Here is a 23,417-nt window from a genome sequence, read left to right on the forward strand (position 1 = left end):
TCCGGCTAGACGCTGAACAAGCGCAGCGCCACCGGCGAGCCGGCCGGCATGCCGCGCGCTTCCAGCTTCTGGTACAGCGTTTCCAGCTGGCTGAAGATGGCGATGAACGAGGCTTCGGTCAGCGGGCGCATATTGTCGTCGACCAGTTGCGCGCCCATGCGCTGGGCCAGCGTGTTGCCGTATTCGCAAACCGTCTTGAACGGCCTGGCGCCCTGGTCCGCCAGCGGCACGTCGAGCAGCAGCGTGATCTGGCGCCCGGACTTGACGGTCAGGTCGTCGCGCAGGAAGTTGGTATCGCCGAACTGCAGCGTGAACAGCGGGCGCTGCACGCCTTCGGCATTGGCCTGATAGCGGATAAAGCGCGTGCCGTCGCGCGACAGCACCAGCCCGTCCTGCGTGGCCACGTTCTGCACGTAGGCGGCCGACCACGGCGCGCCGTCGGAAATCACATTGACGCCCAGCTGCACGTCGCTGCCGGCGGCAAAGCCATCCAGTTCGCGCGCGTTGGCCACGGTCTCGCTCATGTCGGGCAGGTCGGCGGAGGCGTCGAGCGCCTCGGCCAGCGATTCCACCGCGGTGATGAACTCGGAGAACTCCAGCGCATTGAGCGGGCCGCTGCGGTTGGCCAGCTGCACGCCGACCTGCAGGTCTTCGTACTGGTGGCCGGCGGTGACCGGTTCCCAGGCATTGGCTTCGGCGCGCAGACCCTCGATATGGACCTGCTTGGTGCCGGCACGGCGCAGCCGCCCGGTCAGCGGCAGGATGCGGTCGCCGGAGGCCTTGCGCTCCAGGTGCAGCGGCACGATGCAGTCGATCAGCGGATCGACCACGGCCGGCGCGGGCTGGCCGTCGGGAACGGCGGCGAGCGGGGCCGGAACCGGGGCCGGGATCGGTGCCGGCGCTGGGGCGGGTACGGGCGCCGCAGCGGGTGCCGGCGCATCGGCCACCGCGGGGCCCGTCGCCGGGGCGGATTCGGCCTCGGCGTCGCCGGCCGCGGCGCCGGGCTCGGCCTGCACCACGCCGGCAGCCACCGCGACTTCCTCGGCCACGGCCTCGTCAGCATCGGCGGTGCTGGCCGCGGCCGCGGCCGCGGCGGCCACGTGGTTGGGCTGCGACGATGCTGCCGGCGTGCCCGGCGCCAGCGTCGGCTCGCGCCGCTGCACCGACTCGGCGTTGGCCTCGTGCAGCCGCGCCGCGGTCTCCGGGGCAGTGGCCTGGCCGACCACCGGCTCGCGCATCGGCGGCAGGTCGTCCTCGGGGCTCAGCTCGCGCGGACGGCGCGCCTTGCGGATCTGCCACTGGTTGTAGCCAAACAGCAGCACCAGGAATACCAAACCCGCGACGATCAGCGCGGTCTGCAGGTCCATGTTCAGCTTCATGCTGCAATCTCCAAAGCGCCCATGTTGGTCACAGCATTGTGGTCTCGGGGCTCCTGCTTACGGCTCATGCTGCCTCCGCCATCGAAACCGCCGCGTCCATATCCACGGCCACGATCCGCGAAACGCCTTGCTCCTGCATGGTCACGCCAATGAGTTGATGAGCCATTTCCATGGCGATCTTGTTATGTGAGATGAAAACGAATTGAGTCTTGTCCGACATGCGCGCCACCATGTTGGCGTAGCGCTCGGTGTTGGCATCGTCCAGCGGCGCGTCCACCTCGTCCAGCAGGCAGAACGGCGCCGGGTTGAGCTGGAACATCGCAAACACCAGCGCAATCGCGGTCAGCGCCTTCTCGCCGCCCGACAGCAGGTGGATGGTCGAGTTCTTCTTGCCCGGGGGCTGCGCCATCACCTGCACGCCGGCGTCGAGGATTTCCTCGCCGGTCATGATCAGGCGCGCCTGGCCGCCACCGAACAGCGACGGGAACAGCTCGCCGAAATGGTGGTTGACCTGGTCGAAGGTGCCCTGCAGCAACGCACGGGTTTCCTGGTCGATCTTGGCGATCGCGTCTTCCAGCGTGTTGATGGCGTCGTTCAGGTCGGCCGACTGCGCATCGAGGAAGGTCTTGCGCTCGCGCGCCGCCGCCAGTTCCTCGAGCGCGGCCATGTTGACCGGGCCCAGCGCGTTGATGGCGTTGTTGATGCGCGTGACTTCGCCCTGCAGGTACGACGGCTTCAGGTCGCCGGTGAGCTTGTGCGCCAGCCCGGCTTCGTCGACCTGCGCCGTGGTCAGCTGCTCGCTGAACTGCTCCTGGTTCAGGCGCGCGGCCTGCTCCTTGAGCTGCAGCTCGGTGATGCGGTCGCGCAGCGGCTGCAGGCTGCGCTCGGCGGCCAGGCGCTGCTCGTCGAACTGGCGCAGCTGCGCCGACAGCGCATCGAGTTCGGTGCGCGCGACGGTGAGCCTGGCTTCCTTCTCGGCGCGCAGTTCCAGCGCATCCTGCAGGCCGGTATGCGCGGTCTGCTCGTTGATGGTTTCAAGCTCGGCGCGGGCGTTCTCCAGCGATTCGGCGATGCGCTCGGCCTGGTCCGCCGCGACCTGGATATTGCGGCGCAGTTCGTCGATGCGGCTGGACAGGTTGCGCTCGGCAAAGAGCGCTTCCTGCGCCGCGCGCTCGAAGTCACGCAGCTGGTGGCGCGCGGCCGACAGCTTGCTGTCCAGCGCCTCGAAGGCCATCTGCTGGTCTTCGTGCGAGGCCTGCATCTCGGCCAGCGCGGCGTCGTGCTGCTCGAAGCTGGCTTCGGATTCTGCACGGATCGCGCGCTGCTCTTCGATCTGCGCGTGGATTTCTTCCAGCTCCTCGCGGATCTGGCCGCTGCGCGCGGAATAGCGCTCCATCGCCTGCGACAGCTTGAGCACGTCCATCTGCAGCGCATGCACGCGGCGCGTGGCCTGCTCGGCGCGCGTGCGGGCCTCGCCCAGCGCCTGGCTGGCCTGCGTGTACGCAGCCTCGGCACGTACTGCCTGGGTCTTGGCTTCGTCAGACAGCAGCGCCTGCGCACGCGCCTGCTTCTGCAGGTTTTCGATTTCCTGCTCGCGCGCCAGCATGCCGGCCTGTTCGGAATCGGCGGCGTAGATCTGGATCGCGTTGCGGCCCACCAGGTGGCCTTGGGCCACCACGAACGACGCGCCTTCGGGCAGCGTGCCGCGCGTGGCCAGCGCCTGCGCCATGTCGGTGGCGACGAAGATATCGGCCAGCCAGTCCTGCATCACTGCGCGGATGCCCGGCTCGGTGATCTGCACCAGCGACATCAGCGGACGCAGCCCCGCCGGCGTTTCGAGCGGACGGGCCGCGGCCGGGGGCGAGTAGAACGCGAGCTTGGCCGGCGGCGCGTCGGTCAGGAAGGCCTTGACCCAGTCCAGGTTGGAAATTTCCAGCGCGTTCAGCTTCTCGCGCAGCACGGATTCCAGCGCGTTTTCCCAGCCCGCCTCGATATGGACCTTCTTCCACAGGCGCGGCAGCTCGGCCAGCTCGTGCTTCGCCAGCCAGGGCTGCACCTTGCCGTCGGTCTGCACGTTCTCCTGCAGCTGGCGCAGCGCATGCAGGCGCGCTTCCAGCGACGCGATCGCGGCGGCTTCACTATGCACGCGCGCCTGCGCGGCGCGGCGCTCTTCATCGAGGCGCGGCACGCTTTCTTCGGCATCGGCCAGCACGGCCTGGGCTTCCTCGACCAGCGCCTCCTGCTCGGCCAGCTCGGCGCGGCCCTGTTCCAGCCGGGTTTCATCCGGACGGTCCAGGCCCTTTTCCTCGGCCGACAGGCGCTCGCGGCGCTGCTCCAGCTGCTGCAGCATCTGGTCGGCGCTGCGCTGCTGCGCGGCTTCGAGCTTGAGCGCCTGCTCGGCCTGCATGATGCCGGCGCGCTGCTCGTTGAGCAGCTGCTGGGCATCGCGCCACAGGCCTTCCAGCGTCGGCAGCTCGTCGTTTTTGTGCGCCACCGCCTCCTGCGCCTCGACCGTGCGGCCCTCGGCCACGGCCAGGTTCTCTTCGGCCTGCGCCAGTTCGTCGGTGGCCTGCTCGGCCTTGCCCTGCCACTGCTCGCGTTGCGCCGTCAGCGCGGCAATCTGGGCCTGCACGCGGTTGCGCGACTCCACCACGTAGCGGATCTCGGCCTCGAGCTTGCTGACCTCGGCATTGGCTTCGTACAGCGCGCCCTGCGCCGCATGCATGCCGTCGGATGCGGCATAGTGCGCGGCGCGCATGGTTTCCAGCTCGGCCTCGACATGGCGCAGCTGCGCGGTCTGCGCTTCCAGGTCGATCTGGGCCTGCTCGATGGCGCGCTGGTGGCGTTCCTGCTCGACCTGCGCCTCGCGCTTGCGCAGCAGCCACAGCAGGTGCTGCTTTTCTTCGCCATCGGACTGCAGCGTCTTGAAGCGCTGGGCGACTTCGGCCTGGCCTTCCAGCTTTTCCAGGTTGGTGCCGAGTTCGCGCAGGATGTCCTCGACGCGGGTCAGGTTTTCGCGCGTGTCGGACAGGCGGTTCTCGGTCTCGCGCCGGCGCTCCTTGTACTTGGACACCCCCGCGGCTTCTTCCAGGAAGATGCGCATGTCATCGGGCTTGGCCTCGATGATGCGCGAGATCATGCCCTGCCCGATGATGGCGTAGGCGCGCGGGCCCAGGCCCGTGCCCAGGAAAATGTCCTGGATGTCGCGCCGGCGCACCGGCTGGTTGTTGATGTAGTAGGACGAGGTGCCGTCGCGGGTCAGCACGCGCTTGACCGCCACTTCGGCGTACTGGCTCCACTGGCCGGCGGCGCGGCCTTCGGCGTTGTCGAACACCAGTTCGACGCTGGCCCGGCCGGCCTGCTTGCGCGCGGTGGAACCGTTGAAGATCACGTCCTGCATGGACTCGCCGCGCAGCTCCGAAGCGCGTGACTCGCCCAGCACCCAGCGCACCGCGTCGATGATGTTGGATTTGCCGCAGCCGTTGGGACCGACGATGCCGACCAGTTGGCCCGGCACCTGGAAATTGGTGGGATCGACGAATGACTTGAAGCCCGCCAGCTTGATCGAGGATAGTCGCACGGTTTCTCGTGTGGTATCGGCCGCCAGCGGTCCGTCTTGGGTACCGCGCGCAGCCTGGTATCGGGGCTATAGCAATGTTCAGAAGCCGGGCTGCGCGGGAGCCGGCGCGGCGTGCCGCCTGCGCCTCAAAATACCCCCCGGGCCCGAGAATTGGGGCTAATCATACCATCGCAGATGCCTTCGCCGGCCCGTTTGGCGGTTGCCCCGGCGCCATATTCCTACCCCGATTTCCCTTGCTTTTCCGTCCCTTACAGGGGATTCCGCAAGCACTTTGGCATTCATCGGCGGCGTGCCCGGCCGGCACGCCTGTGACGTGGCCGGGAAACTAATTAGGGTAAATGCTAGTCTCTGCACTGTCGGCGTGATCCCGGATTCGCTCCGGGAGCCGCGCACCATGAAAGCCCCCCCCCGAAGCCCTGCCCTTGCGGCAATTTCCAGGAGGACCAAGCATGCGTGAACTGTCGGCGGCCGCCCGGGCGTGGTCCATCAGCGACATCAATAACCGGCAATCGAGCTAGAGCGCGTCCGCGGTGACCGCCGCCTGTTCTACCCTGCTGGTGTCTGCCTCGTTTATCGAAAGTGGCTCCGATGGGCCTCGTAGGCCTTGAGGTGGCTGTACGCGACTTGCAGCAGCTACAGCGGGCCACGGTAGTACGCACTGTCAAGCGCACGCTGGCTGGCTGCGTCCGTCCCATCACGTGCTGCCGCACCAAATGTCCGTTGCGCTTTGCATTGGGCAGCCTGCGTACTATGCTTCAGCGACAACCCATAGCATCCTGCTGCGCCTTGCATGTCCGGGGGGAACAACAAGAGTGAGCGCACCGCATGGCGCTGAAAGGCGGGGAAACAGCATGTGTTTCTTTCTTCGCAAAGCTTGCTGCATGCAACTGGCAGTACTCAGCCTGTTCAGCGTCCCCACCTTTGCCTATGAAGTCGCCCCGGTCAGCGGGGGCGGCAAGATCGAAGGCAAGGTCACTTTCCAGGGCACCGTCCCGATCCGCAAGATCATCCCCACCAAGGACCGCGAAGTCTGCGGCGGCCCGCGCGATGAACCACAGATCCGCGTGGGCGCCGGCAAAGGCGTCCAGGATGCCGTCGTGTACCTGAAGGAAGTGCCCAAAGGGAAGGCCTGGGGTACCCCCGACAAGATCCCGGTGCTCGACCAGGAACACTGCATTTTCAAGCCTGCCGTGCAGGTGATCCGAGCCGGCAAGCTTGAAGTCACCAGCTCTGATCCGATACTGCACAATACCCACGGCTTCTACGGACAGCGCACGGCATTCAACCTTGCGCTACCCGAGAAAGGGGTCAAGATCACGCGCGAACTTCCGCGGCCCGGGCTGGTCCGGGTCGAGTGCGACGCGCACGGCTGGATGCTGGCCCACATCTATGTCGCCGATAGCCCGTACTACGCGCTGACCGGCGAAGACGGCAGCTTCCGCATCGACGACGTTCCACCAGGCAATTACACCCTGGTTGCCACGCAGTACTACACCGGCGATACCGAGACGCCAGTCACGGTAGCCGGCGGCCAGACCGCGAAACTCTCGATCGAACTGAAAAAGAAATAGCGCGTTCAGTTTCGCCGCTGCCAACTTCATCATCCCCCGGGGGGCGGAGGACCGCCAGATGAACTCATTCCAACTCGAACGACGCGAGTTGCACCGGACCCTGGCCGGTCCGGGCGATCGCCCGGAAGGCGCAGCAGTATGGACGCGCCGCACATTCCTGCACCAGGCGCTGCTCAAAGGCGTTGCGGGCGCCGCCGCATGCGGGTTCTTCCCGCTCCTGAACACTCTTGAGGTGGCCTACGGGCAAACCGGGCAGAGCTTCCGCTTTGCCTGGGTCTCCGACACGCACCTTTATCCGAGGGAGCTCAACTCCCGCTTCGTGGAAAAGACGGTGCGCGCCTTCAAGGAAGTGCAGGCGATGAATCCGCCGGCTGACTTCATGATCTTCGGCGGCGACCTGGCGCAGCTGGGCGATCCTGTCGAGCTGCAACTCGGCGCCGAACTGCTGAAGGAAGTGAAGGTCCGCAAGGTCTTCATCCCGGGCGAGCACGACTGGTACCTCGACATGGGGTCGACCTGGAACAAGACCTTCGGCAACACGCCCTGGACCTTCGACCACAAAGGCGTGCGCGTGATCGGCCTGAATACGGTCGCTGCCGCACCTGACTTCTGGACGGCACGCAAGATGACGCCGAAAGAGCGCATGGGACATATGGCCACGCTCGACGGCACTCTGGGTGGTGCCTGGTCGGCGATCGGCGAAAAGCAAATGCGCTGGCTCAACAGCACGCTGTCGAACTGGCCCAAGAGCAGCCCGGTCATCCTGTTCACGCATACGCCGCTGTACGAGTACTACCCGCCTTGGAATTTCTGGATCCGCGACTGGCGCGAGGCGCATGAAATCCTCAAGCCCTACGCCAACGTCACCAATATCCACGGTCATACGCACCAGGTGCTCTACAACGAGATCGGCAAGGTGCGCTCGATCGGCATGCTGGCCACGTCGTGGCCATGGCCCTACGCGCCGGAAGGCGTGCCGCTGCTGACCAAGCCGATGATTCGCGCCGATCCGGGCGATCACTTCGACGGCGTGGGCTGGAGCACGCTGACCATGACCCCGCAGGGACGGGTGGAGAACGAATACAAGATGTGGCGCAAGACGGTCTTCGCCGACCAGCCGGCGGATTCCGGCACTGAGGACAACCGCAACCAGGTGCTCAGCCCGCGCGTGGCCGACCGGATCTAGCCCGGCCGGCACCCCTGATCCGGCGCAGAAATGCGTGAGGAGCGAATGATGAAGAACGACAAATGGCATGCCCGGGCCCTGGCGGCTGGGGTAGCCGTGTTGCTGCTGCTCGGCTACGACAGCGACCAGCCGATGGCGCACAAGGAACCCCACACGGCAGATCAGCTGAAAGCGTTTGAAGAGGTGTTCATGGAACAGGTGAAGGTCGGCGACCAGCTGTTCCACGGCGATTCCGGTGCGCAGCAGCGGCTGAACGTCAAGCTGTCGAACACCGGTGTTGCCTGCGCCATGTGCCACCCGTATGCGTCGGACACCCATCCGCATGAGTTTCCCAAGTTCCAGGAACAGATGAACGAGTTCGCCACGCTGCGGGACATGATCAACTGGTGCATCGAGAAACCCAACGAAGGCGAGAAGATCGACCCCAACGGGCCCGCCATGAAAGCGCTCGAGGCGTACATCTACTACTCGAACCGCAACAGCAAGCTCGATCCAGGCAGGCACTGAGCGCGTGGCCGGCTGCGATAACGAAGGGAGATAAAAGCATATGACTGCCGCCCGCGCGACATCGGACCCATCCGAAGCATTTCCTGACCTGGATTCGCTGATCGACCGCGGGCTTATTCTCAAGTGGCTCTACTGGGGATTGTTCTGGCTGATGTTCACGCCCAGCATCGGCGTGACCATCTCCAGCCTGTTCAACTTCCCAGACTACCTGGGGACCTCGCAATACCTGACTTTCGGCCGCTTGCGGCCGATGCATGTCAATGGCGTGATCTTCGGCGCCTTCTCCACGCTGTTCATCGGCTTGTGCTACTACCTGCTGCCGCGCCTGTGCGGCGTGCCGGTATGGAAAGGCCGGTGGGGACACTGGCTGGTATGGGTGTGGAACCTGGGCCTGGTTGCCGGCATGGCGTCGCTGATGCTCGGCTACAACCAGGGCCTGGAGGCCGGCGAATTCCCGCTTGCGATCGACGCCATCATCTTCTTCGTGGTGACGGTCACCACCGTGCAGTTCCTGATGACGATCGCGCACCGGCGCGAGCCGCAACTCTATGTGGCAGTGTGGTACCTGATCGGCGCCTTTGTCTGGACCGTGATGAACCTGGTACTCGGCAGCTTTATCCTGCCGTACACCATCACCGGCATCAACAGCGCCGCCTTCCACGGCCTGTTCATCCACTACATCGTGGGGCTGTGGATCACGCCTGCCGGCTACGTGCTGATCTACTATTTCCTGCCGGCGAGCGTGCAGAACCCGGTCTACAGCCACAAGCTGTCGCTGGTGGGGTTCTGGTCGCTGGCGCTGTTCTATCCCTTCGTCGGCATCCACCATTACCTGTACAGCCCCATCGCCGACTGGGCCGAGACGCTGGCGATCATCACCTCGATGCTGCTGATCGTGCCGGTCTGGACGGTATTGCAGAATTTCTTCGGCACCATGATGGGCCGCTGGCACACCTTTACCCAGAACCTGACCGCCAAATTCCTGATCATGGGTTCGCTGATGTACCTCGCGGGCTGCTTCCAGGGCTCGACCGAGGCCCTGCGCGCGATCCAGCAGCCAACGCATTTCAGCGATTTCGTCATCTCGCACTCGCACCTGACGGTATTCGGCACCTTCGTGGTGTGGGCCATCGGCGGCACGGTCTACGTGATACCCAGGCTGGTGGCGCGGCCGCTATGGTCGGCGCGGCTCGGCAACTGGTCGTTCTGGCTGATCACCTTCGGCATCAGCCTGATGGGACTGGACCTGACCATGGCCGGCCTGCAGCAGGGCTACATGCTGATGGCGGGCGTGGAATGGCTGGACTCGCTGGTAGCCATCCGGCCCTACTGGCTGGTGCGCACGACTGCCGGCATCTCGATGGACATCGGCATGTCGCTGCTGGTCTACAACCTGATGCGCACCGTGATGGCGGCCGAGCCCGCCACGGCACCGAGCGCCACGGGCGCCGCACGCGGAGCGTCAACATGACCCCGCGCCGCCCCGATGGCCGCTATGGCCTGCGCTTCTATGCACTGATCGCGGGGTTCGGCTGCCTCTCGCTGGCCGCCTTCGTGCAGGGCGTGCTGCCGATGCTGGAGCCGCAGTCGCGCACCGACAAGGTCACCCAGGTGGTGCGCACCGACCTGGGCGAACTGAAATGGACGGAAGCACGCGCCACCGACTACACGCCGCTGCAGTTGCGGGGCCGCGAGGTCTATACGCGCGAAGGCTGCTGGTACTGCCACTCGCAGTTCGTGCGCCCGGTCACCGGCGAGACCCGGCGCTGGGGCCCGGTCTCCCAGGCCGGCGAATACGCGTTTGACCTGCCGCACCTGTTCTCGACGCGGCGCATCGGCCCGGATCTCTCGCGCGTCGGCCTGAAGTTCAGCGATGCCTGGCACCTGGCGCACTTCTGGGATCCGCGCATGTTGTCGCCCGACTCGATCATGCCGCGCTTCACCGCGCTGTTCTCCGAGCCGCACACCGCACGGCTGGTGACCGACCAGCAGGGGCGCCGCACCGTCGAGAACACGCCCGCGACCCGGCAGCTGTTCGATTTCGGCAGCAGCGAGACCATCACGCTGACGCCCAACCAGGCCGGCCTGCTCTATGTCCCGGAGCGGGGGAAGTACCCCGTGATCCTGACCCCCAACAAGGAATTCACAGGCGAGACCGTGATCCTGATCGCCGACACGGAAGACCTGCGCGCGCTGGTGGCCTACCTGCAAAAGCTGGGCACCAACCGCGGCAAGTGGCGCGACCGCTTCGAGCCGCAGCAGATGGAGGCCTCGCAGACGAGCATCCCGCGTTCGGAGGAGTGGATCGCGCACGGCAAGAACGTGTATGAGCGTCGCTGCCTGGGCTGCCATGGCGTCAAGGGCGATGGCAACGGACCGGCCGCCGCGTTCATGCAGAAGGACCGCCCGCGCAATTTCACGCTGGGCGTGTTCAAGTTCCGCCTCACGCCGTCGGGCTCCATGCCGGATGACGGCGACCTGCTGCGCACCATCACGCGCGGCGTGCGCGGCACCGCGATGCCGAGCTGGCACGAACTTCCGGAAAAAGACCGGCTGGCGGTGATCCAGTACATCAAGTACGTACTGGCGGCCGACCGCAGCAATCCCGACAAGCCCTACTTCTACTTCCTCGAAGAGCCGCCGCTCGCGCCGATCTTTATCGGCGTGCCGCCCAAGCCCTCGGCCGAAATGATCCAGCGCGGCAAGCAGGCCTGGGACCGCGCCAAATGCTGGGAATGCCACGGGCGCACCGGCAAGGGCGATGGCGAAAAGGCGGCCGGACTCGAGGACGATTTCGGCTTCCCGATCCCGCCGGCCAACCTGACCACCGGGCAGTTCAAGTCCGGGGCATCGGTGAAGGACATCTTCCGCACCATGAGCACGGGGCTGTCCGGCACGCCGATGCCGTCGTTCAGCGACACGGTGTCCGAAGACGATCGCTGGGCGTTGGCCTACTTTGTCCTGTCGCTGTCGGCCTACACCGATCCCCTGACCGGCCAGCCGCTGCCGATCCCGCCCGGGCAGAAAGCCGCGCTGAACGACCCCGGCCTGCGCGCCGACGAATCGCGCCACGCCTATCGCGCGCCGGCGGCGGGCCAACCGGGACAGCCCGGCCAGCCAAGCACCTATGCCGGCGAGGCGTGGGCCAGGCGGCATGGTTTCGCATTTGCCGACGAGCGCTAGCCAGAGGGAACGAGCATGGCCGAACTCACCTTGCTGCAATTCGTGGTGGCCTTCTTCATGAGCCTCGGCGCGGTCTGCGTGTTTATCTGGGCCGTGCTGTCGGGGCTGTTCGAAGACGTCGAAGCCATCAAGTACAAGGCCTACCGGGCCGAAGTCAAGGACGACGAAGCGGAGGCATCCGGCCATGAATGATGAACGCGACAGCCCGCCCGCCGTGCCGGAAGAGCCGCATCACCGGCAGACCCAAGACTACGGCGGCGGCCATATCCAGGCGCGGCATGGCCGCATCAATGTGTGGCTGCTGGTGGTCTACCTGGTGTTGTTCGTCTGGGCGTTGTACTACGGCTATGCCTACTGGGGCGGGCTCGGGCCAGGGCTGGACCTGACGCGCTAAGCCAACCGCCCGCCGACCGTCCGCCATACCATCGGAGCCGACCATGATACCGAGACTGCTGCTCGCGCTGGCCCTGCTGAACCTGGCCTTCCTGTTCGGCGAACTCGCGCTGAACGTGCTCGGCCTGCAGTTCCTATAAGCGGAGCCGGTCATGACCCTTGCCGAAGCGATCGCCTTCTGGATCTTCGTCATCATGACGGTTGGCTTCTTTGCCTGGGTGGCCTACCTGGCGTTACGCAAGTAGCGGGAGAGGCCATGAGCGACCTGTGGCTGGTCTTCCTGGCAGGCGTCGCCGGCAGCATGCACTGCGCCGGCATGTGCGGCGGCTTTGCCTGCGGCCTGGGCCCCGCGCCCGGCGGACGCGTTGCCACCTTGCTGCGGCACCTGGGCTACAACCTGGGCCGCATCGGCAGCTATGCGTTCCTTGGCACGCTGGCCGGCTATCTCGGCATGCTGCTCGTCGGGCACTCCGGTGAAAGCAGCATGGCCAGCATGGTGCAGCGCGGGCTGGCCATCCTGTCCGGGCTGCTGATGCTGCTGATCGGGCTGAACCTGGCCGGGCTCATTGGCCGAGGCGGCCATGCGCTGGGCGGTGGGGGCGCGCAGTGGCTGGCGCAATCGCTGCGCACCTTGCTGCGCCGGCCCGGACCTGGCGCGCCGCTGGCATTTGGCGTGCTGAACGGCTTTCTCCCCTGCCCGCTGGTTTACGCCTTTGCCGCGCAGGCGGCGGCCAGCGGAACCGCACTGGGCGGCCTGCAGATCATGCTCGCGTTCGGGCTCGGCACCTTGCCCACCATGCTGGCGATGGGTGGCCTCGGGCTCTGGTGGCGCGCGCGGCATCGGCCTGCGGGCATCCCGGTGCAGCCCGTCATCGCCAGCTTCCTGCCTGCGCCTGCGGCGCGCCCGGGCTGGCGCATGCAGGGTGTGCGCGCCGCCGGCGCGTTCATCGTCCTGCTCGGCCTGATCACGCTCGCGCGCGGCGTGGTGCCGATGAGCGCCCACCTGCATTAGACAGGCCGCCTATGCCCATCGAAACCTCGCACGCCTGCAGTCACTGCCAGTTGCCGGTCGGACGGCTGGGCCAGCTGCGCGAGCTGGACGGTGAAGCGCACTGGTTCTGCTGCTATGGCTGCTGCCTGGCCTATCAGGTTCACCATGGCGAGCACGAGGAACCGCAGGCCGCCGCCGCGCTGATCCGGTTCGGCGTCGGCGGGTTTCTCGCCATGAACGTCATGTTGTTCAGCTGGCTGCTCTACGCCGATGCGTTTACCGGCGATGAAGCGTGGCTGCGTGGCCCGGTTCACTGGCTGCTGTGGGCGCTGGCGACGCCGCTGGTGCTGCTGCTCGGGCGGCCATTTGCCGAAGGCGCGTGGCAGGCCATGCGGCAGGGACGGCTGTCGACCGACACCCTGGTCTGCATCGGCGTGCTCGCCGCCTACTGCTACTCAGGTTGGCAGGTATCGCGCGGTTCGAGCCTGGTCTATTTCGACACCGCCGCCATGGTGCTGCTGCTGTTTACGCTGGGCCGCCTGCTTGAGGCGCAGGTGCGCGTACGCACCGCGCGCCGCCTCGCGCCGATGCTGGCGGCTGAACGCGCCGAGGCGCGCGTGGTCGAGGGCGGCACCGAAGGCTGGCGCGCCGTCGTCGACATCCGGCCGGGCGAACTGGTGCGGATACTGCCGGGCGAACGCGTGCCCGTCGACGGCATCGTCGTCGATGGCCGCTCGGAGTGCGACGAAGCCGTCCTGACCGGGCAGAGCGAGCCGCAGTTCAAGCCACCGGGGGCGCTGGTGCACGCCGGCAGCATCAACGGCAGCCGCCCGCTGCTGGTCCGTGCCACGGTGGCCGGCTCGCAGACCCGGTGGCAGCAGATCGGCCGGCAGGTGCGTGAAGCGCTGGTGCGCAAATCGCTGGCGGGCGACACCGTCGACCGCACCATTGCCGTGTTCATCCCGGGCGTGCTGGCGCTGGCCGCGGCCAGCGCGTGGTTCTGGGGCAGCCGGGCAGGCGCTCCGGCGCAGGTGGCGGACGCCGCGATGCTGGCCGGACTGGCCGTGCTGGTGGTCGCGTGCCCGTGCTCGCTGGGACTCGCAGCCCCCCTCACGCATGCGTTGGCGATCGGACTGGCTGCACAACGCGGCATTCTCGTGCGCGGCGGCGACGTGCTGGAACGGCTGGCACGGCTCAAGGGCATTGCCTTCGACAAGACCGGCACGCTGACGGCCGACACGCTGCACCCTGTCGGCATGCAGACAGCAGGCGCCAGCCATGCGGAAGTCCTGCGCGTGGCGGCTGCGCTGGCGCAGGCTTCGGACCATCCGGCGGCCCGCGCGATTGCCGCCATGGCCCGCGCCGCGGCATCGCCGCCCGTGGCCTCCAACGAAGTCGAGGCCAATGCCGGCGAGGGCCTGTGCGGTCGATTCGATGGCATGGACTGCGCGCTGGGATCGCCCGCGTTCCTCGGCACGCTCGGTTGGCACGTGCCACCTGCCCTGCTGGCTACGGCGCCACTGGGATGCACGCTGGTACTGGTTGGCTGGGAGGGCCAGGCGCACGGACTGATCGCGCTGCGCACGCTGCCGATGCCGCATGTTGGCGACGTGATCGGCGAGATGCAGCGCCAGGGCCTGGGCACGCTGCTGCTGAGCGGCGACAATCCGCACGCGGTGGCGGCACTGGCCGGCGATTTGCATATCGATGCGTGGCGGGCCAGGCTGCTGCCGCAGGACAAGGTGCTTGCCCTGCGCGACTGGGCTGCCGGCACAGGGCTGGTCGCCATGGTCGGCGATGGCCTTAACGACAGCCCGGTGCTGGCGGCTGCCTCCGTCGGCATCGCCGTGGGCAACGCCTCCGACCTGGCGCGCGAAAGCGCGGACGTCGTGCTGCCGCGCTCGGGCCTGGCCAGCCTGCCGTGGCTGTTGCAGCAGGCGCGCCAGGTACGCCGCACGGTCCGGGCCAACCTGGCCTGGGCCTTCGGCTACAACGCGATCGCGCTGGCGCTGGCCGCCGGCGGGCTGCTGCAACCGGTGCTCGCGGCGGTGCTGATGGCCGGTTCCAGCGTGCTCGTGGCGATGCGCTCGTGGCGTGCCAGCGCAACTGCCGAAGCGAATGCAGGCACTGCCGAGCGCGCAGGCGCCACGGCACCGGGCCATCCCGCTGCATTGCGATCCGGACAGGGAGTTTCACCATGAACCGATGGCTGGCCAGGCTGGCCGCGTGCCTTTTCGCCGTCGCACTGCCGGGCCTTGCGCCGGCCACGCACAACGAGACCCAGCACACCGACCTGTCGTCGCGCGGCTGGCCGGTGGGCGATTTCAGCCTCACCGACCAGAATGGCCGCGCATTTACCCAGGCGCAGCTGCAAGGCCGCTGGACCCTCGTGCTGCTGGGCGACACCCATTGCGGAGCACCGTGCGGCGCTGCGCTGACGGCGCTGACCGGGTTGTACCAGCGCATCAGCACGACGCAGAAGCTTGCCACCACGCAGGTGCTGTTCATCTCGCTGGACCCGCAGCGCGATACCCCGGACGCCCTGCGGCGCTACCTTGCCCCGTACGACGCCCGCTTCATGGGCGCCACCGGCAGCCCGCAGACGCTGGCGCGAATGATCGACGATCTCGGCGCCAGGCCGGGCGTGCCGCCTGCCGCCAACGCAGCCTATCCCGGGTCGCTGATCCTGGTCGGGCCGGATGCCACGGTACGCGGACAGTTCCTGCCGCCGTTCGACGTGCCGCTGCTGACTGCCGCCTATCTGAAAGCACGCGTGCGCAAGTGATTCATACGCCGCAAAGGCGACGGCTTAAGCTGCCAGCCCGGCGTCAGCCACTGCCGAAGCACGCGCCGGCCGGCTGCGGTGCACCAGCCCCGACAGGGCGCCGGCAGCGATGATGCACAGCCCGCCGGCCGCTTCCTTCCAGCTCAGCACCTCGGTCGCCAGCCACCACGCCGATACCGCCGCGATCACGACCTCGAACAGCATCAGCAGCGACACCCGGTTGGCCGGCAGCCGCTGCAGGCCGTATTGCACCACCGAGTTGCTGACCACCAGCACCGCGGCCAGGCCCAGCACCAGCATGGCGACGCTGACCTGCGCGCCCGGCATGATCGCCACCGAGGTACCGTCAAGCAACAGTGCCGCCGGCACGCCGATCACGGTGCAGCCGAGGTACACCACCACGGTACGCACGCGCGCATCCATGTCGGGAAAGCGCTGGCCGGCCCGGCGCGACAGCACGTTGTTGACGGCAAAGCCAATGCCGCCGATCAGCCCCGACCATTCCGCGGCGTTGCCCGGCAGCGGCACGCCGACTTCGGGCGTCCACAGCATCAGCCCGGCGCCAAACAGGGCCAGCGCCACCAGGCCCAGCCCCGCCGGCGAGAGCCGCTCGCCCAGGAACAGCCGGGCGAACAGCGCGGTCCAGACTGGCGTCAGGTAGAACAGGAGCAGCACGCGCATGACATGGCCGTTGACGCTGCCCCAGACAAAGCCGGCGTTGGTCACGCCGGCTGCCAGCCCGACCGCGACAAAGAGCCAGTGCGGGCGCAGCCCGGCCAGCTGGCGGCGGAATGCCAGCAGCGACAGCACCGCGGCGACCGCGCTGACCAGCGCGGCGGCGTGCATGCCACCCAGCCCCCAGCCGGCCAGCACGCGGTACGGAAACCAGGCGATGCCCCAGACCGAGGCCCCCAGCAGGATGGAAAGAGACGCCTTGACCGCATGGCGGTCGGCCGGCGCAGCCTGCGCCGTAATGGGTGTAATGGTTTTCGTGCTCATGAAGGGAATTCTGTTTGATGCGAGCCGGCGCCTGCTGCCGTAATGCGGAGACGGGCGAGCAGACAAGTCCGGACGGCGCCGGCGGCATCACTGCGAAGTGATTCCCGCCATCCGCGCCCCGGCCGGCCGCGCGGGCGGCTCCGGTGCACGGTAACCCGCGCCGTTCCTCTATAATGCGTCGTTTTAACCGGCCCCGACTGCTACCGTGAATCCGCGCCTCGACCTGCTCCAGCCCTACCCGTTCGAGAAACTGCGGGTACTCTTTTCGCAGGTGACGCCTGCGGCGGACAAGCCGGCGATCAGCTTCGGCATCGGCGAACCCAAGCACCCGACGCCCGAATTCATCAAGCAAGCGCTGGCCGAGTCGCTTTCGGGGCTGGCGAATTATCCCACCACCGCTGGTTCCGATGCACTCCGACAGTGCATCGCCGGCTGGCTGGAACGCCGCTACGGGCTGCCCAAGGTCAATGCCGCCACCGAGGTGCTGCCGGTGACCGGCTCGCGCGAGGCACTGTTCGCCTTCGCCCAGACCGTGGTCGATGGCACCCGGCCGGGCGCGCTGGTGATGTGCCCGAACCCGTTCTACCAGATCTATGAAGGCGGCGCGCTGCTGGCCGGCGCCACGCCCGTGTTCGCCAACAGCGACCCGGCGCGCAACTTCGCCCCGGCGTTCGGCCGTATTAGCGACGACGTCTGGAAGAAGGTCCAGCTGCTGTTCGTCTGCACCCCGGGCAACCCGACCGGCGCCGTGCTGTCGCTGGATGACTGGCAGCAGCTGTTCGCGCTGTCGGACCGCTACGGCTTCGTGATCGCGTCGGACGAGTGCTACTCGGAGATCTATTTCGACGAAGGCCGCGCGCCGCTGGGTGCACTGGAAGCCGCGCACAGGCTTGGCCGGAGCTTCGAGCGATTGGTGATGTTCTCCAGCCTGTCCAAGCGCTCCAACGTGCCGGGGCTGCGCTCCGGCTTTGTCGCCGGCGACGCCGCGCTGCTGAAGGAATTCCTGCTATACCGTACCTACCACGGCGGCGCGATGAACCCGGCGGTGCAGAGCGCCAGCATCGCCGCCTGGAACGATGAGGGTCACGTGCGCGAGAACCGCGCGGCCTACGTGCGCAAGTTCAGCGAAGTGACGCCGATGCTGGCCGAGGTGCTGGATGTGGCGCTGCCCGACGCCGGCTTCTACCTGTGGGCCGATGTCTCGCGCACCGGCCTGAGCGATACCGAGTTCGCCGCGCGCCTGCTGGCCGGGCAGAACGTGACCGTGCTGCCCGGCAGCTACCTGGCGCGCGAAGCCGACGGCATCAACCCGGGTGCCAACCGCGTGCGCATGGCGCTGGTGGCTACGCCGGAGGAATGCCTCGAAGGCGCGCGCCGCATCGTCGAATTCTGCAAGTCGCTGGGCTGAGGCGCTGCCTCGCCCACCGCATTGGCCAGACCCACGCATCAATATTCAACCCTGAGAAAACGAACATGACGCAAGCACTGCAAGCCCTGATCGACCAGGCCTGGGAAGACCGCACCAGCCTGTCGCCCAAGTCCGCCCCCAACGATATCCGCGAAGCCGTTGCCAACGTCATCGGCCAGCTGGATGCCGGCACGCTGCGCGTGGCCGAGAAGCAAGGCAAGGACTGGATCGTCAACCAGTGGGTCAAGAAGGCCGTGCTGCTGTCGTTCCGCCTGGAAGACAACGCGCCGATGAGCGCCGGCGGCTTCGCCCAGTTCTACGACAAGGTGCCGACCAAGTTCGCCAACTGGAGCGGCGACGACTTCGCCAAGGCTGGCTTCCGCGTGGTGCCGCCCGCAGTGGCCCGCCGCGGTTCGTTCATCGCGAAGAACGCGGTGCTGATGCCGTCGTACGTCAACATCGGCGCCTATGTCGATGAGGGCACCATGGTCGACACGTGGGCCACCGTCGGTTCGTGCGCGCAGATCGGCAAGAACGTGCACCTGTCGGGCGGCGTTGGCATCGGTGGCGTGCTGGAGCCGCTGCAGGCCAACCCGGTCATCATCGAAGACAACTGCTTCATCGGCGCCCGTTCGGAAGTCGTGGAAGGCGTGATCGTCGAAGAGAACTCGGTGATCTCGATGGGCGTGTACCTGGGCCAATCGACCAAGATCTACGACCGCGAAACCGGCGAGATCCACTATGGCCGCGTGCCGGCCGGTTCGGTGGTGGTGGCGGGCAACCTGCCGTCCAAGGATGGCAAGTACAGCCTGTACTGCGCCGTGATCGTGAAGAAGGTCGACGCGCAGACCCGCGCCAAGACCAGCCTGAACGACCTGCTGCGTGACTGATCGCGTCTGATCGCGTCTGACCGCGCTGGCGCGGCCTCGCTGCGCCAGCCCGTCCCGGGGCCGGTCCCCGGGACCGCAATACCCGTGTTACCGCTGTTCCCGCTGTCACCTCCCGCCTGGCCAGGCTCAACATGCCTTCCCTCCGCAAGCGACTCATGGCCCTGGATCCCGCCACCGTCAGTACCGTGCTCTCCCTGTTGCCCACCATTCTCGAGCAGGCCAACAAGACCATCGAGAAGATCAAGAAAGGCAAGCGCAAGGACGATGCGCCGGAAGGCGCCGTGGCCGAGACGCGCGATCCCGCCGCCCGCATTGCCGAACTGGAAGCCGCCGCCGTGCAGCAGGCCGAAGCGGTCAAGCTGCTGGCCGAGCAGCACGCCATCACCATCGAAGCGCTGCGCAAGGAAGCCGCGCGGCTGGACCGCCGCCTGCGCCTGATGACCGCCGTTGCCATGGGTGGCGTGGCGCTCGGCCTGGGCAGCCTGGTGATTGCGCTGAACCTGCTGTTCCGCTGAGCCCGAATTCAACAAAGACCAAGCCATGACCGTCCTGCTCTACGGCATTCCCAACTGCGATACCGTCAAGAAAGCCCGCACCTGGCTGGACGCCAACGGCGTGGCCTACACCTTCCACGACTTCAAGAAGCAGGGCGTGGATGAAGCCATGCTGCGCGGCTGGCTCAGGCACGTGCCGCTGGCCACGCTGCTGAACCGCAAGGGCACCACGTATCGGGCGCTGTCGGATGCGGACAAGGCCCGCGCCGAGGAAGAAGCCGGCGCGATCGCGCTGATGCAGCAGAGCCCGTCGCTGATCAAGCGACCGGTGCTGGCCCATGCTGGCAAGGTGATGGTGGGTTTCTCCGCCGACCAGTACGCCAGCCAGTTCTGATTTCCCCCGATTCCCCTGCCGATTTCCCTGATTTTCGCCGCCGTCACATGACCGCCACCCTCGCCCTCACCGAAGACCTGATCCGCCGCCGCTCCGTCACGCCCGCCGACGAAGGCTGCCAGGCCATCCTGGAAACCCGCCTGAAGGCGCTTGGCTTCGACTGCGAAGCCATCGTCAGCGGTCCGGACGATTTCCGCGTGACCAACCTGTGGGCGGTCCGGCGCGGCACGCAGGGCACGGCGGGCAAGCTGCTGGTGTTCGCCGGCCATACCGACGTGGTGCCGACCGGCCCGCTGGAGCAGTGGCACTCCGACCCGTTCGAGCCGACCCATCGCGACGGCAAGCTGTACGGCCGCGGCGCGGCCGACATGAAGACCTCGATCGCCGGCTTCGTGGTGGCGGTGGAGGAATTCGTCAAGGCGCATCCCGCGCATGCCGGCTCGATCGGTTTCCTGATCACCAGCGACGAAGAGGGCCCGGCGCATGACGGCACCATCAAGGTCGTCGAAGCGCTGACCGCGCGCGGCGAGCGCCTGGACTACTGCGTGATCGGCGAGCCGACCTCGGTCAACGCGCTCGGCGACATGGTCAAGAACGGCCGCCGCGGCTCGCTGTCGGGCAAGCTGACGGTCAAGGGCATCCAGTGCCATATCGCCTACCCGCACCTGGGCCGCAACCCGATCCATGACGCCGCCCCGGCGCTGGCCGCACTCGCCGCCGAAGTCTGGGACGAAGGCAACGAGTACTTCCCGCCGACCAGCTGGCAGATGTCGAATATCCACGGCGGCACCGGCGCCACCAACGTGATCCCGGGCCACGTCACCATCGACTTCAATTTCCGCTTCTCGACCGCGAGCACGCCCGAAGGCCTGAAGGCGCGCGTGCATGCGATCCTGGATCACCACAGCCTCGAATACACGCTGGACTGGACCCTGGGCGGAGAGCCCTTCCTGACGCCGCGCGGCGACCTGTCCGACGCGCTGTCGTCCGCAATCAAGGCAGAAACCGGCTTCGACACCGAGCTGTCGACCACCGGCGGCACGTCCGACGGCCGCTTTATCGCCAAGATCTGCCCGCAGGTGATCGAGTTCGGCCCGCCCAATGCCAGCATCCACAAGATCGACGAGCACGTCGAGGTGCGCTTCATCGACCCGCTGAAGGATGTTTATCGCGGCGTGCTGGAACGCCTGATCGCCTGATTTTTTTCGCCGAAAGAGACTGACATGGCAACACCCTCTCCCTTGCGCACCGTGCGCGACCTGCTGCGCCTCGCGGTCTCGCGCTTTACCGCCGCGCGCCTGTCCTTTGGCCACGGCAGCGCCAACGCCTATGACGAGGCGGCCTACCTGGTGCTGCACACGCTGAACCTGCCGCTCGACACGCTCGACCCGTTCCTCGACGCGCGCCTGCTGCCCGAGGAAATCGACGCCGTGCTGAAGGTGATCGACCGCCGCGTCAACGAGCGCGTGCCGGCCGCGTACATCACGCACGAAGCCTATATGCATGGCCTGCGCTTCTACGTGGACTCGCGCGTGATCGTGCCGCGCAGCTTTATCGGCGAACTGCTGCAGGAAGGGCTGGAGCCGTGGGTCGGCGAGACCGGACAGATCGGCCCGGTGCTGGAGCTGTGCACCGGCTCGGGCTGCCTGCCGATCCTGGCCGCACACGTGTGGCCGAATGCGAAGATCGATACCGTCGACATCTCGCCCGATGCGCTGGCCGTGGCGCGCCGCAACGTCGCCGACTACAAGATGGACGACCGCATCCGTCTCTACGAAGGCGACCTGTACGCGCCGCTGCCGCATGGCGCGACCTACGACGTGATCCTGACCAACCCGCCGTACGTCAACGAGGCCTCGATGCAGGCACTGCCGGCGGAATACCAGGCCGAGCCGCGCATCGCGCTGGCCGGCGGTGACGATGGCATGGACGTGGTGCGGCGGATCATCGCCGGGGCCAAGGCGCGGCTGAATCCCGGTGGCGTGCTGGTGGTCGAAATCGGCAACGAGCATGCCAATGTGGAGGCCGCCTTCCCTGACCTGGAAATCGTCTGGCTGCCGGTCAGCGCGGGCGAGGAGCAGGTGTTCTTGCTGACATACGACGCGCTGCCGGGGTAAATCAGCTCACCAAATTTGTGCTCCCTCTCCCGCAAGCGGGAGAGGGAGCACACAATCGGCACGGGACACCCGCGCAATCTGGGCGAACACCGGCCACCCGTTGATCAGGCAACGCGCGCAGGCTCTACACTCGCTGCAGATATTGCGCCACTGACGCCGTGACCGCCAGCAACTCCCCCCTCCCCGGGTCCCCACCCGGTGCCAACGCCCTGCCCGCCCGGGCCGCAACCACGCACGCCGTGCGCGGCATTGCCATCCTGACCTTCGCGTTCGCGCTCAGCCAGTTTTTCCGCTCCTGCCTGGCAGTGATGGCGCCGGAGCTGCAGCACGATTTCGGCCTGTCGCCGGCGGGGTACGGCGCACTCTCTTCATCGTTCTTCCTGGCCTTCGCCGTGGCGCAGATCCCCGTGGGCATTGCGTTCGACCGCTACGGTGTCGGCCGCCCGACCGCGCTGCTGCTGGCCGTGGGCGCGCTGTCGTCGATCGTATTCGTGCTGGCGCCCAACGGCACCGCAGCCACGCTGGCGCAGGTGGGGCTGGGGCTGGCGTGCGCGCCCGTGTTCATGGGCCTGCTGCATTTCGCCTCGGAACAGCTCTCGGAGCGCGATTACACCCGCGTGGTCAGCCGCTCCAACGCCACCGGCATGATCGGCTCGCTGTGCGCGACCGCGCCGCTGGGCTGGGCCATCTCGCTGATCGGCTGGCGGCCGTCGATGGCGGTATCGGCGCTGGGCATGGTTGCGGCCTGCTATGGCGTGTGGCGCTTCGTGCGCGACCATGGCCATGCCGAGGCCCGCGGCGCCTCGTGGCCGGCGATGCTGTCGGAAAGCACGCAGCTGCTGAAACTGGCGCCGCTGTGGACGCTGATCCCGCTGTGCGTGGCCATGGCCGCCGGCACCGCCTTCCGCAATGCCTGGAGCGGGCCCTACCTGGCCGAGGTATTCGGCCTGGGCTCGGCACCGCGCGGCGTGGCGCTGACGCTGCTGAGCCTGGCCGGCTTCCTGACGGCATTCCTGCTGCCGGTGCTGGTCCGCCGCAGCACGCTCAAGACCGCCATCGCCGGCTGGTCCTGCTTTGCCATGTCGGGGGCAATCCTGCTGGCGCTGTGGCCGGACACCGGCATCGGCTACGCCGTGGCGATGATGGCGCTGCTGTCGACCATTGGCATGCTGCATCCGCTGGTAATGGCGCAGGGCCGCGGCCTGATCCCGCCATCGCAGCGCGGGCGCGGGCTGGGGCTGCTCAATACCTTCGTGTTCCTCGGCTCGGCGCTGACATCGTGGGCGTTCGGGCTGATCGCCAATGCGGGGCATGTGCGGCAATGGCCGGTGGCATCGACTTATGCGGCGATCTTTGTGTCCGCGGCGGTGCTGGTCGCGGTGTCGCTGATCCCGTATTTCTTCAGTCCGCCGCATCCGACCAACTGAGCGCCATGTCGTACGGCGTCCTTGATGCAGTCGCGCGGCGCGCGGATCACCAGGACGATCGCCCCGGGCTTCGCCTACAAAAAGCCAGACTTATCAATTTAAGAATTCCGCTG

General features: G+C 67.2%; 20 protein-coding genes. 17 read left to right on the forward strand and 3 right to left on the reverse strand.

Annotation, left to right across the window (positions count from 1 at the left end):
* Positions 1 to 5 precede the first annotated feature (5 nt).
* Together AC5WJ1_RS09090 and smc are read right to left on the reverse strand one after the other, a co-directional pair.
* Entirely contained in the window at positions 6 to 1,379 is a 1,374-nt protein-coding gene (locus AC5WJ1_RS09090; RefSeq protein WP_135705375.1) for a cell division protein ZipA C-terminal FtsZ-binding domain-containing protein, read from the reverse strand.
* A gap of 64 nt (positions 1,380 to 1,443) precedes the next feature.
* Entirely contained in the window at positions 1,444 to 4,959 is a 3,516-nt protein-coding gene (gene smc, locus AC5WJ1_RS09095; protein ID WP_135705376.1) for a chromosome segregation protein SMC, read from the reverse strand.
* A gap of 881 nt (positions 4,960 to 5,840) precedes the next feature.
* On the opposite strand from smc, the gene AC5WJ1_RS09100 reads away from it, so the two are divergent.
* From AC5WJ1_RS09100 to AC5WJ1_RS09145, 10 genes are all read left to right on the forward strand, one after another.
* Entirely contained in the window at positions 5,841 to 6,530 is a 690-nt protein-coding gene (locus AC5WJ1_RS09100) for a carboxypeptidase regulatory-like domain-containing protein (RefSeq protein ID WP_205751632.1), read from the forward strand.
* A 58-nt stretch (positions 6,531 to 6,588) separates the two neighbouring features.
* The gene (locus AC5WJ1_RS09105; RefSeq protein WP_133096317.1) at positions 6,589 to 7,716 is read left to right on the forward strand and encodes a metallophosphoesterase family protein; all 1,128 of its coding nucleotides are present in this window, start codon (positions 6,589 to 6,591) and stop codon (positions 7,714 to 7,716) included.
* A gap of 45 nt (positions 7,717 to 7,761) precedes the next feature.
* A complete protein-coding gene (locus AC5WJ1_RS09110) occupies positions 7,762 to 8,223 on the forward strand; it encodes a hypothetical protein (protein WP_205751633.1) in 462 nt (153 codons plus the stop codon).
* A 40-nt stretch (positions 8,224 to 8,263) separates the two neighbouring features.
* On the forward strand, positions 8,264 to 9,694 hold the full coding sequence (locus AC5WJ1_RS09115) for a cbb3-type cytochrome c oxidase subunit I (RefSeq protein ID WP_135705377.1): 1,431 nt from the start codon (positions 8,264 to 8,266) through the stop codon (positions 9,692 to 9,694).
* On the forward strand, positions 9,691 to 11,406 hold the full coding sequence (locus AC5WJ1_RS09120; protein WP_135705378.1) for a cbb3-type cytochrome c oxidase subunit II: 1,716 nt from the start codon (positions 9,691 to 9,693) through the stop codon (positions 11,404 to 11,406). Before AC5WJ1_RS09115 ends, AC5WJ1_RS09120 begins: the two co-directional genes overlap by 4 nt.
* Before the next feature lie 15 nt (positions 11,407 to 11,421).
* Positions 11,422 to 11,598, forward strand: coding sequence for a cbb3-type cytochrome oxidase assembly protein CcoS (ccoS, locus tag AC5WJ1_RS09125; RefSeq protein ID WP_133096320.1), 177 nt, complete (start codon positions 11,422 to 11,424; stop codon positions 11,596 to 11,598).
* Positions 11,591 to 11,800, forward strand: coding sequence for a hypothetical protein (locus AC5WJ1_RS09130; protein ID WP_133096321.1), 210 nt, complete (start codon positions 11,591 to 11,593; stop codon positions 11,798 to 11,800). Before ccoS ends, AC5WJ1_RS09130 begins: the two co-directional genes overlap by 8 nt.
* A gap of 255 nt (positions 11,801 to 12,055) precedes the next feature.
* Complete coding sequence (locus AC5WJ1_RS09135; RefSeq protein ID WP_135705379.1) at positions 12,056 to 12,811, forward strand: sulfite exporter TauE/SafE family protein; 756 nt, start codon at positions 12,056 to 12,058, stop codon at positions 12,809 to 12,811.
* 11 nt (positions 12,812 to 12,822) lie between these two features.
* Positions 12,823 to 14,991: a heavy metal translocating P-type ATPase gene (locus tag AC5WJ1_RS09140; protein WP_135705380.1), complete on the forward strand. Its 2,169-nt coding sequence runs from the start codon at positions 12,823 to 12,825 to the stop codon at positions 14,989 to 14,991.
* Positions 14,988 to 15,575 carry an SCO family protein gene (locus tag AC5WJ1_RS09145; RefSeq protein ID WP_133096324.1) on the forward strand — a complete coding sequence of 196 codons (588 nt, stop codon included), beginning with the start codon at positions 14,988 to 14,990 and terminating at the stop codon, positions 15,573 to 15,575. Before AC5WJ1_RS09140 ends, AC5WJ1_RS09145 begins: the two co-directional genes overlap by 4 nt.
* Positions 15,576 to 15,599: 24 nt before the next feature.
* Here AC5WJ1_RS09145 and AC5WJ1_RS09150 read toward each other — a convergent pair whose 3' ends face one another.
* Positions 15,600 to 16,574, reverse strand: coding sequence for a DMT family transporter (locus AC5WJ1_RS09150; protein ID WP_494476035.1), 975 nt, complete (start codon positions 16,572 to 16,574; stop codon positions 15,600 to 15,602).
* A 205-nt stretch (positions 16,575 to 16,779) separates the two neighbouring features.
* Between AC5WJ1_RS09150 and dapC the strand changes: the two genes are divergently transcribed.
* The 7 genes from dapC to AC5WJ1_RS09185 all read left to right on the forward strand — a co-directional run bounded on the left by dapC (position 16,780) and on the right by AC5WJ1_RS09185 (position 23,304).
* Entirely contained in the window at positions 16,780 to 17,982 is a 1,203-nt protein-coding gene (gene dapC / locus AC5WJ1_RS09155; protein WP_494476036.1) for a succinyldiaminopimelate transaminase, read from the forward strand.
* A gap of 65 nt (positions 17,983 to 18,047) precedes the next feature.
* Positions 18,048 to 18,872, forward strand: coding sequence for a 2,3,4,5-tetrahydropyridine-2,6-dicarboxylate N-succinyltransferase (dapD, locus tag AC5WJ1_RS09160; protein WP_029045838.1), 825 nt, complete (start codon positions 18,048 to 18,050; stop codon positions 18,870 to 18,872).
* A 155-nt stretch (positions 18,873 to 19,027) separates the two neighbouring features.
* Complete coding sequence (locus tag AC5WJ1_RS09165; protein WP_240745875.1) at positions 19,028 to 19,387, forward strand: hypothetical protein; 360 nt, start codon at positions 19,028 to 19,030, stop codon at positions 19,385 to 19,387.
* Between the two features lie 25 nt (positions 19,388 to 19,412).
* Positions 19,413 to 19,760 carry an arsenate reductase gene (locus AC5WJ1_RS09170; protein WP_133096328.1) on the forward strand — a complete coding sequence of 116 codons (348 nt, stop codon included), beginning with the start codon at positions 19,413 to 19,415 and terminating at the stop codon, positions 19,758 to 19,760.
* Positions 19,761 to 19,807: 47 nt separating this feature from the next.
* A complete protein-coding gene (gene dapE, locus AC5WJ1_RS09175; protein WP_195427621.1) occupies positions 19,808 to 20,959 on the forward strand; it encodes a succinyl-diaminopimelate desuccinylase in 1,152 nt (383 codons plus the stop codon).
* Between the two features lie 24 nt (positions 20,960 to 20,983).
* Entirely contained in the window at positions 20,984 to 21,877 is an 894-nt protein-coding gene (prmB, locus tag AC5WJ1_RS09180) for a 50S ribosomal protein L3 N(5)-glutamine methyltransferase (RefSeq protein ID WP_135705385.1), read from the forward strand.
* Between the two features lie 158 nt (positions 21,878 to 22,035).
* Complete coding sequence (locus AC5WJ1_RS09185) at positions 22,036 to 23,304, forward strand: MFS transporter (protein ID WP_135705386.1); 1,269 nt, start codon at positions 22,036 to 22,038, stop codon at positions 23,302 to 23,304.
* Positions 23,305 to 23,417: the final 113 nt, after the last annotated feature.

The sequence above is a fragment of the Cupriavidus sp. MEYA8 genome (assembly GCF_059278825.1).

Coding starts and splice junctions, on each gene's coding strand:
- AC5WJ1_RS09090 (WP_135705375.1), bottom strand. CDS start 1,379: ATGAAGCTGAACATGGACCTGCAGACCGCGCTGATCGTCGCGGGTTTG.
- AC5WJ1_RS09100 (WP_205751632.1), top strand. CDS start 5,841: ATGCAACTGGCAGTACTCAGCCTGTTCAGCGTCCCCACCTTTGCCTAT.
- AC5WJ1_RS09105 (WP_133096317.1), top strand. CDS start 6,589: ATGAACTCATTCCAACTCGAACGACGCGAGTTGCACCGGACCCTGGCC.
- AC5WJ1_RS09110 (WP_205751633.1), top strand. CDS start 7,762: ATGATGAAGAACGACAAATGGCATGCCCGGGCCCTGGCGGCTGGGGTA.
- AC5WJ1_RS09115 (WP_135705377.1), top strand. CDS start 8,264: ATGACTGCCGCCCGCGCGACATCGGACCCATCCGAAGCATTTCCTGAC.
- AC5WJ1_RS09120 (WP_135705378.1), top strand. CDS start 9,691: ATGACCCCGCGCCGCCCCGATGGCCGCTATGGCCTGCGCTTCTATGCA.
- ccoS (WP_133096320.1), top strand. CDS start 11,422: ATGGCCGAACTCACCTTGCTGCAATTCGTGGTGGCCTTCTTCATGAGC.
- AC5WJ1_RS09130 (WP_133096321.1), top strand. CDS start 11,591: ATGAATGATGAACGCGACAGCCCGCCCGCCGTGCCGGAAGAGCCGCAT.
- AC5WJ1_RS09135 (WP_135705379.1), top strand. CDS start 12,056: ATGAGCGACCTGTGGCTGGTCTTCCTGGCAGGCGTCGCCGGCAGCATG.
- AC5WJ1_RS09140 (WP_135705380.1), top strand. CDS start 12,823: ATGCCCATCGAAACCTCGCACGCCTGCAGTCACTGCCAGTTGCCGGTC.
- AC5WJ1_RS09145 (WP_133096324.1), top strand. CDS start 14,988: ATGAACCGATGGCTGGCCAGGCTGGCCGCGTGCCTTTTCGCCGTCGCA.
- AC5WJ1_RS09150 (WP_494476035.1), bottom strand. CDS start 16,574: ATGAGCACGAAAACCATTACACCCATTACGGCGCAGGCTGCGCCGGCC.
- dapD (WP_029045838.1), top strand. CDS start 18,048: ATGACGCAAGCACTGCAAGCCCTGATCGACCAGGCCTGGGAAGACCGC.
- AC5WJ1_RS09165 (WP_240745875.1), top strand. CDS start 19,028: ATGGCCCTGGATCCCGCCACCGTCAGTACCGTGCTCTCCCTGTTGCCC.
- AC5WJ1_RS09170 (WP_133096328.1), top strand. CDS start 19,413: ATGACCGTCCTGCTCTACGGCATTCCCAACTGCGATACCGTCAAGAAA.
- dapE (WP_195427621.1), top strand. CDS start 19,808: ATGACCGCCACCCTCGCCCTCACCGAAGACCTGATCCGCCGCCGCTCC.
- prmB (WP_135705385.1), top strand. CDS start 20,984: ATGGCAACACCCTCTCCCTTGCGCACCGTGCGCGACCTGCTGCGCCTC.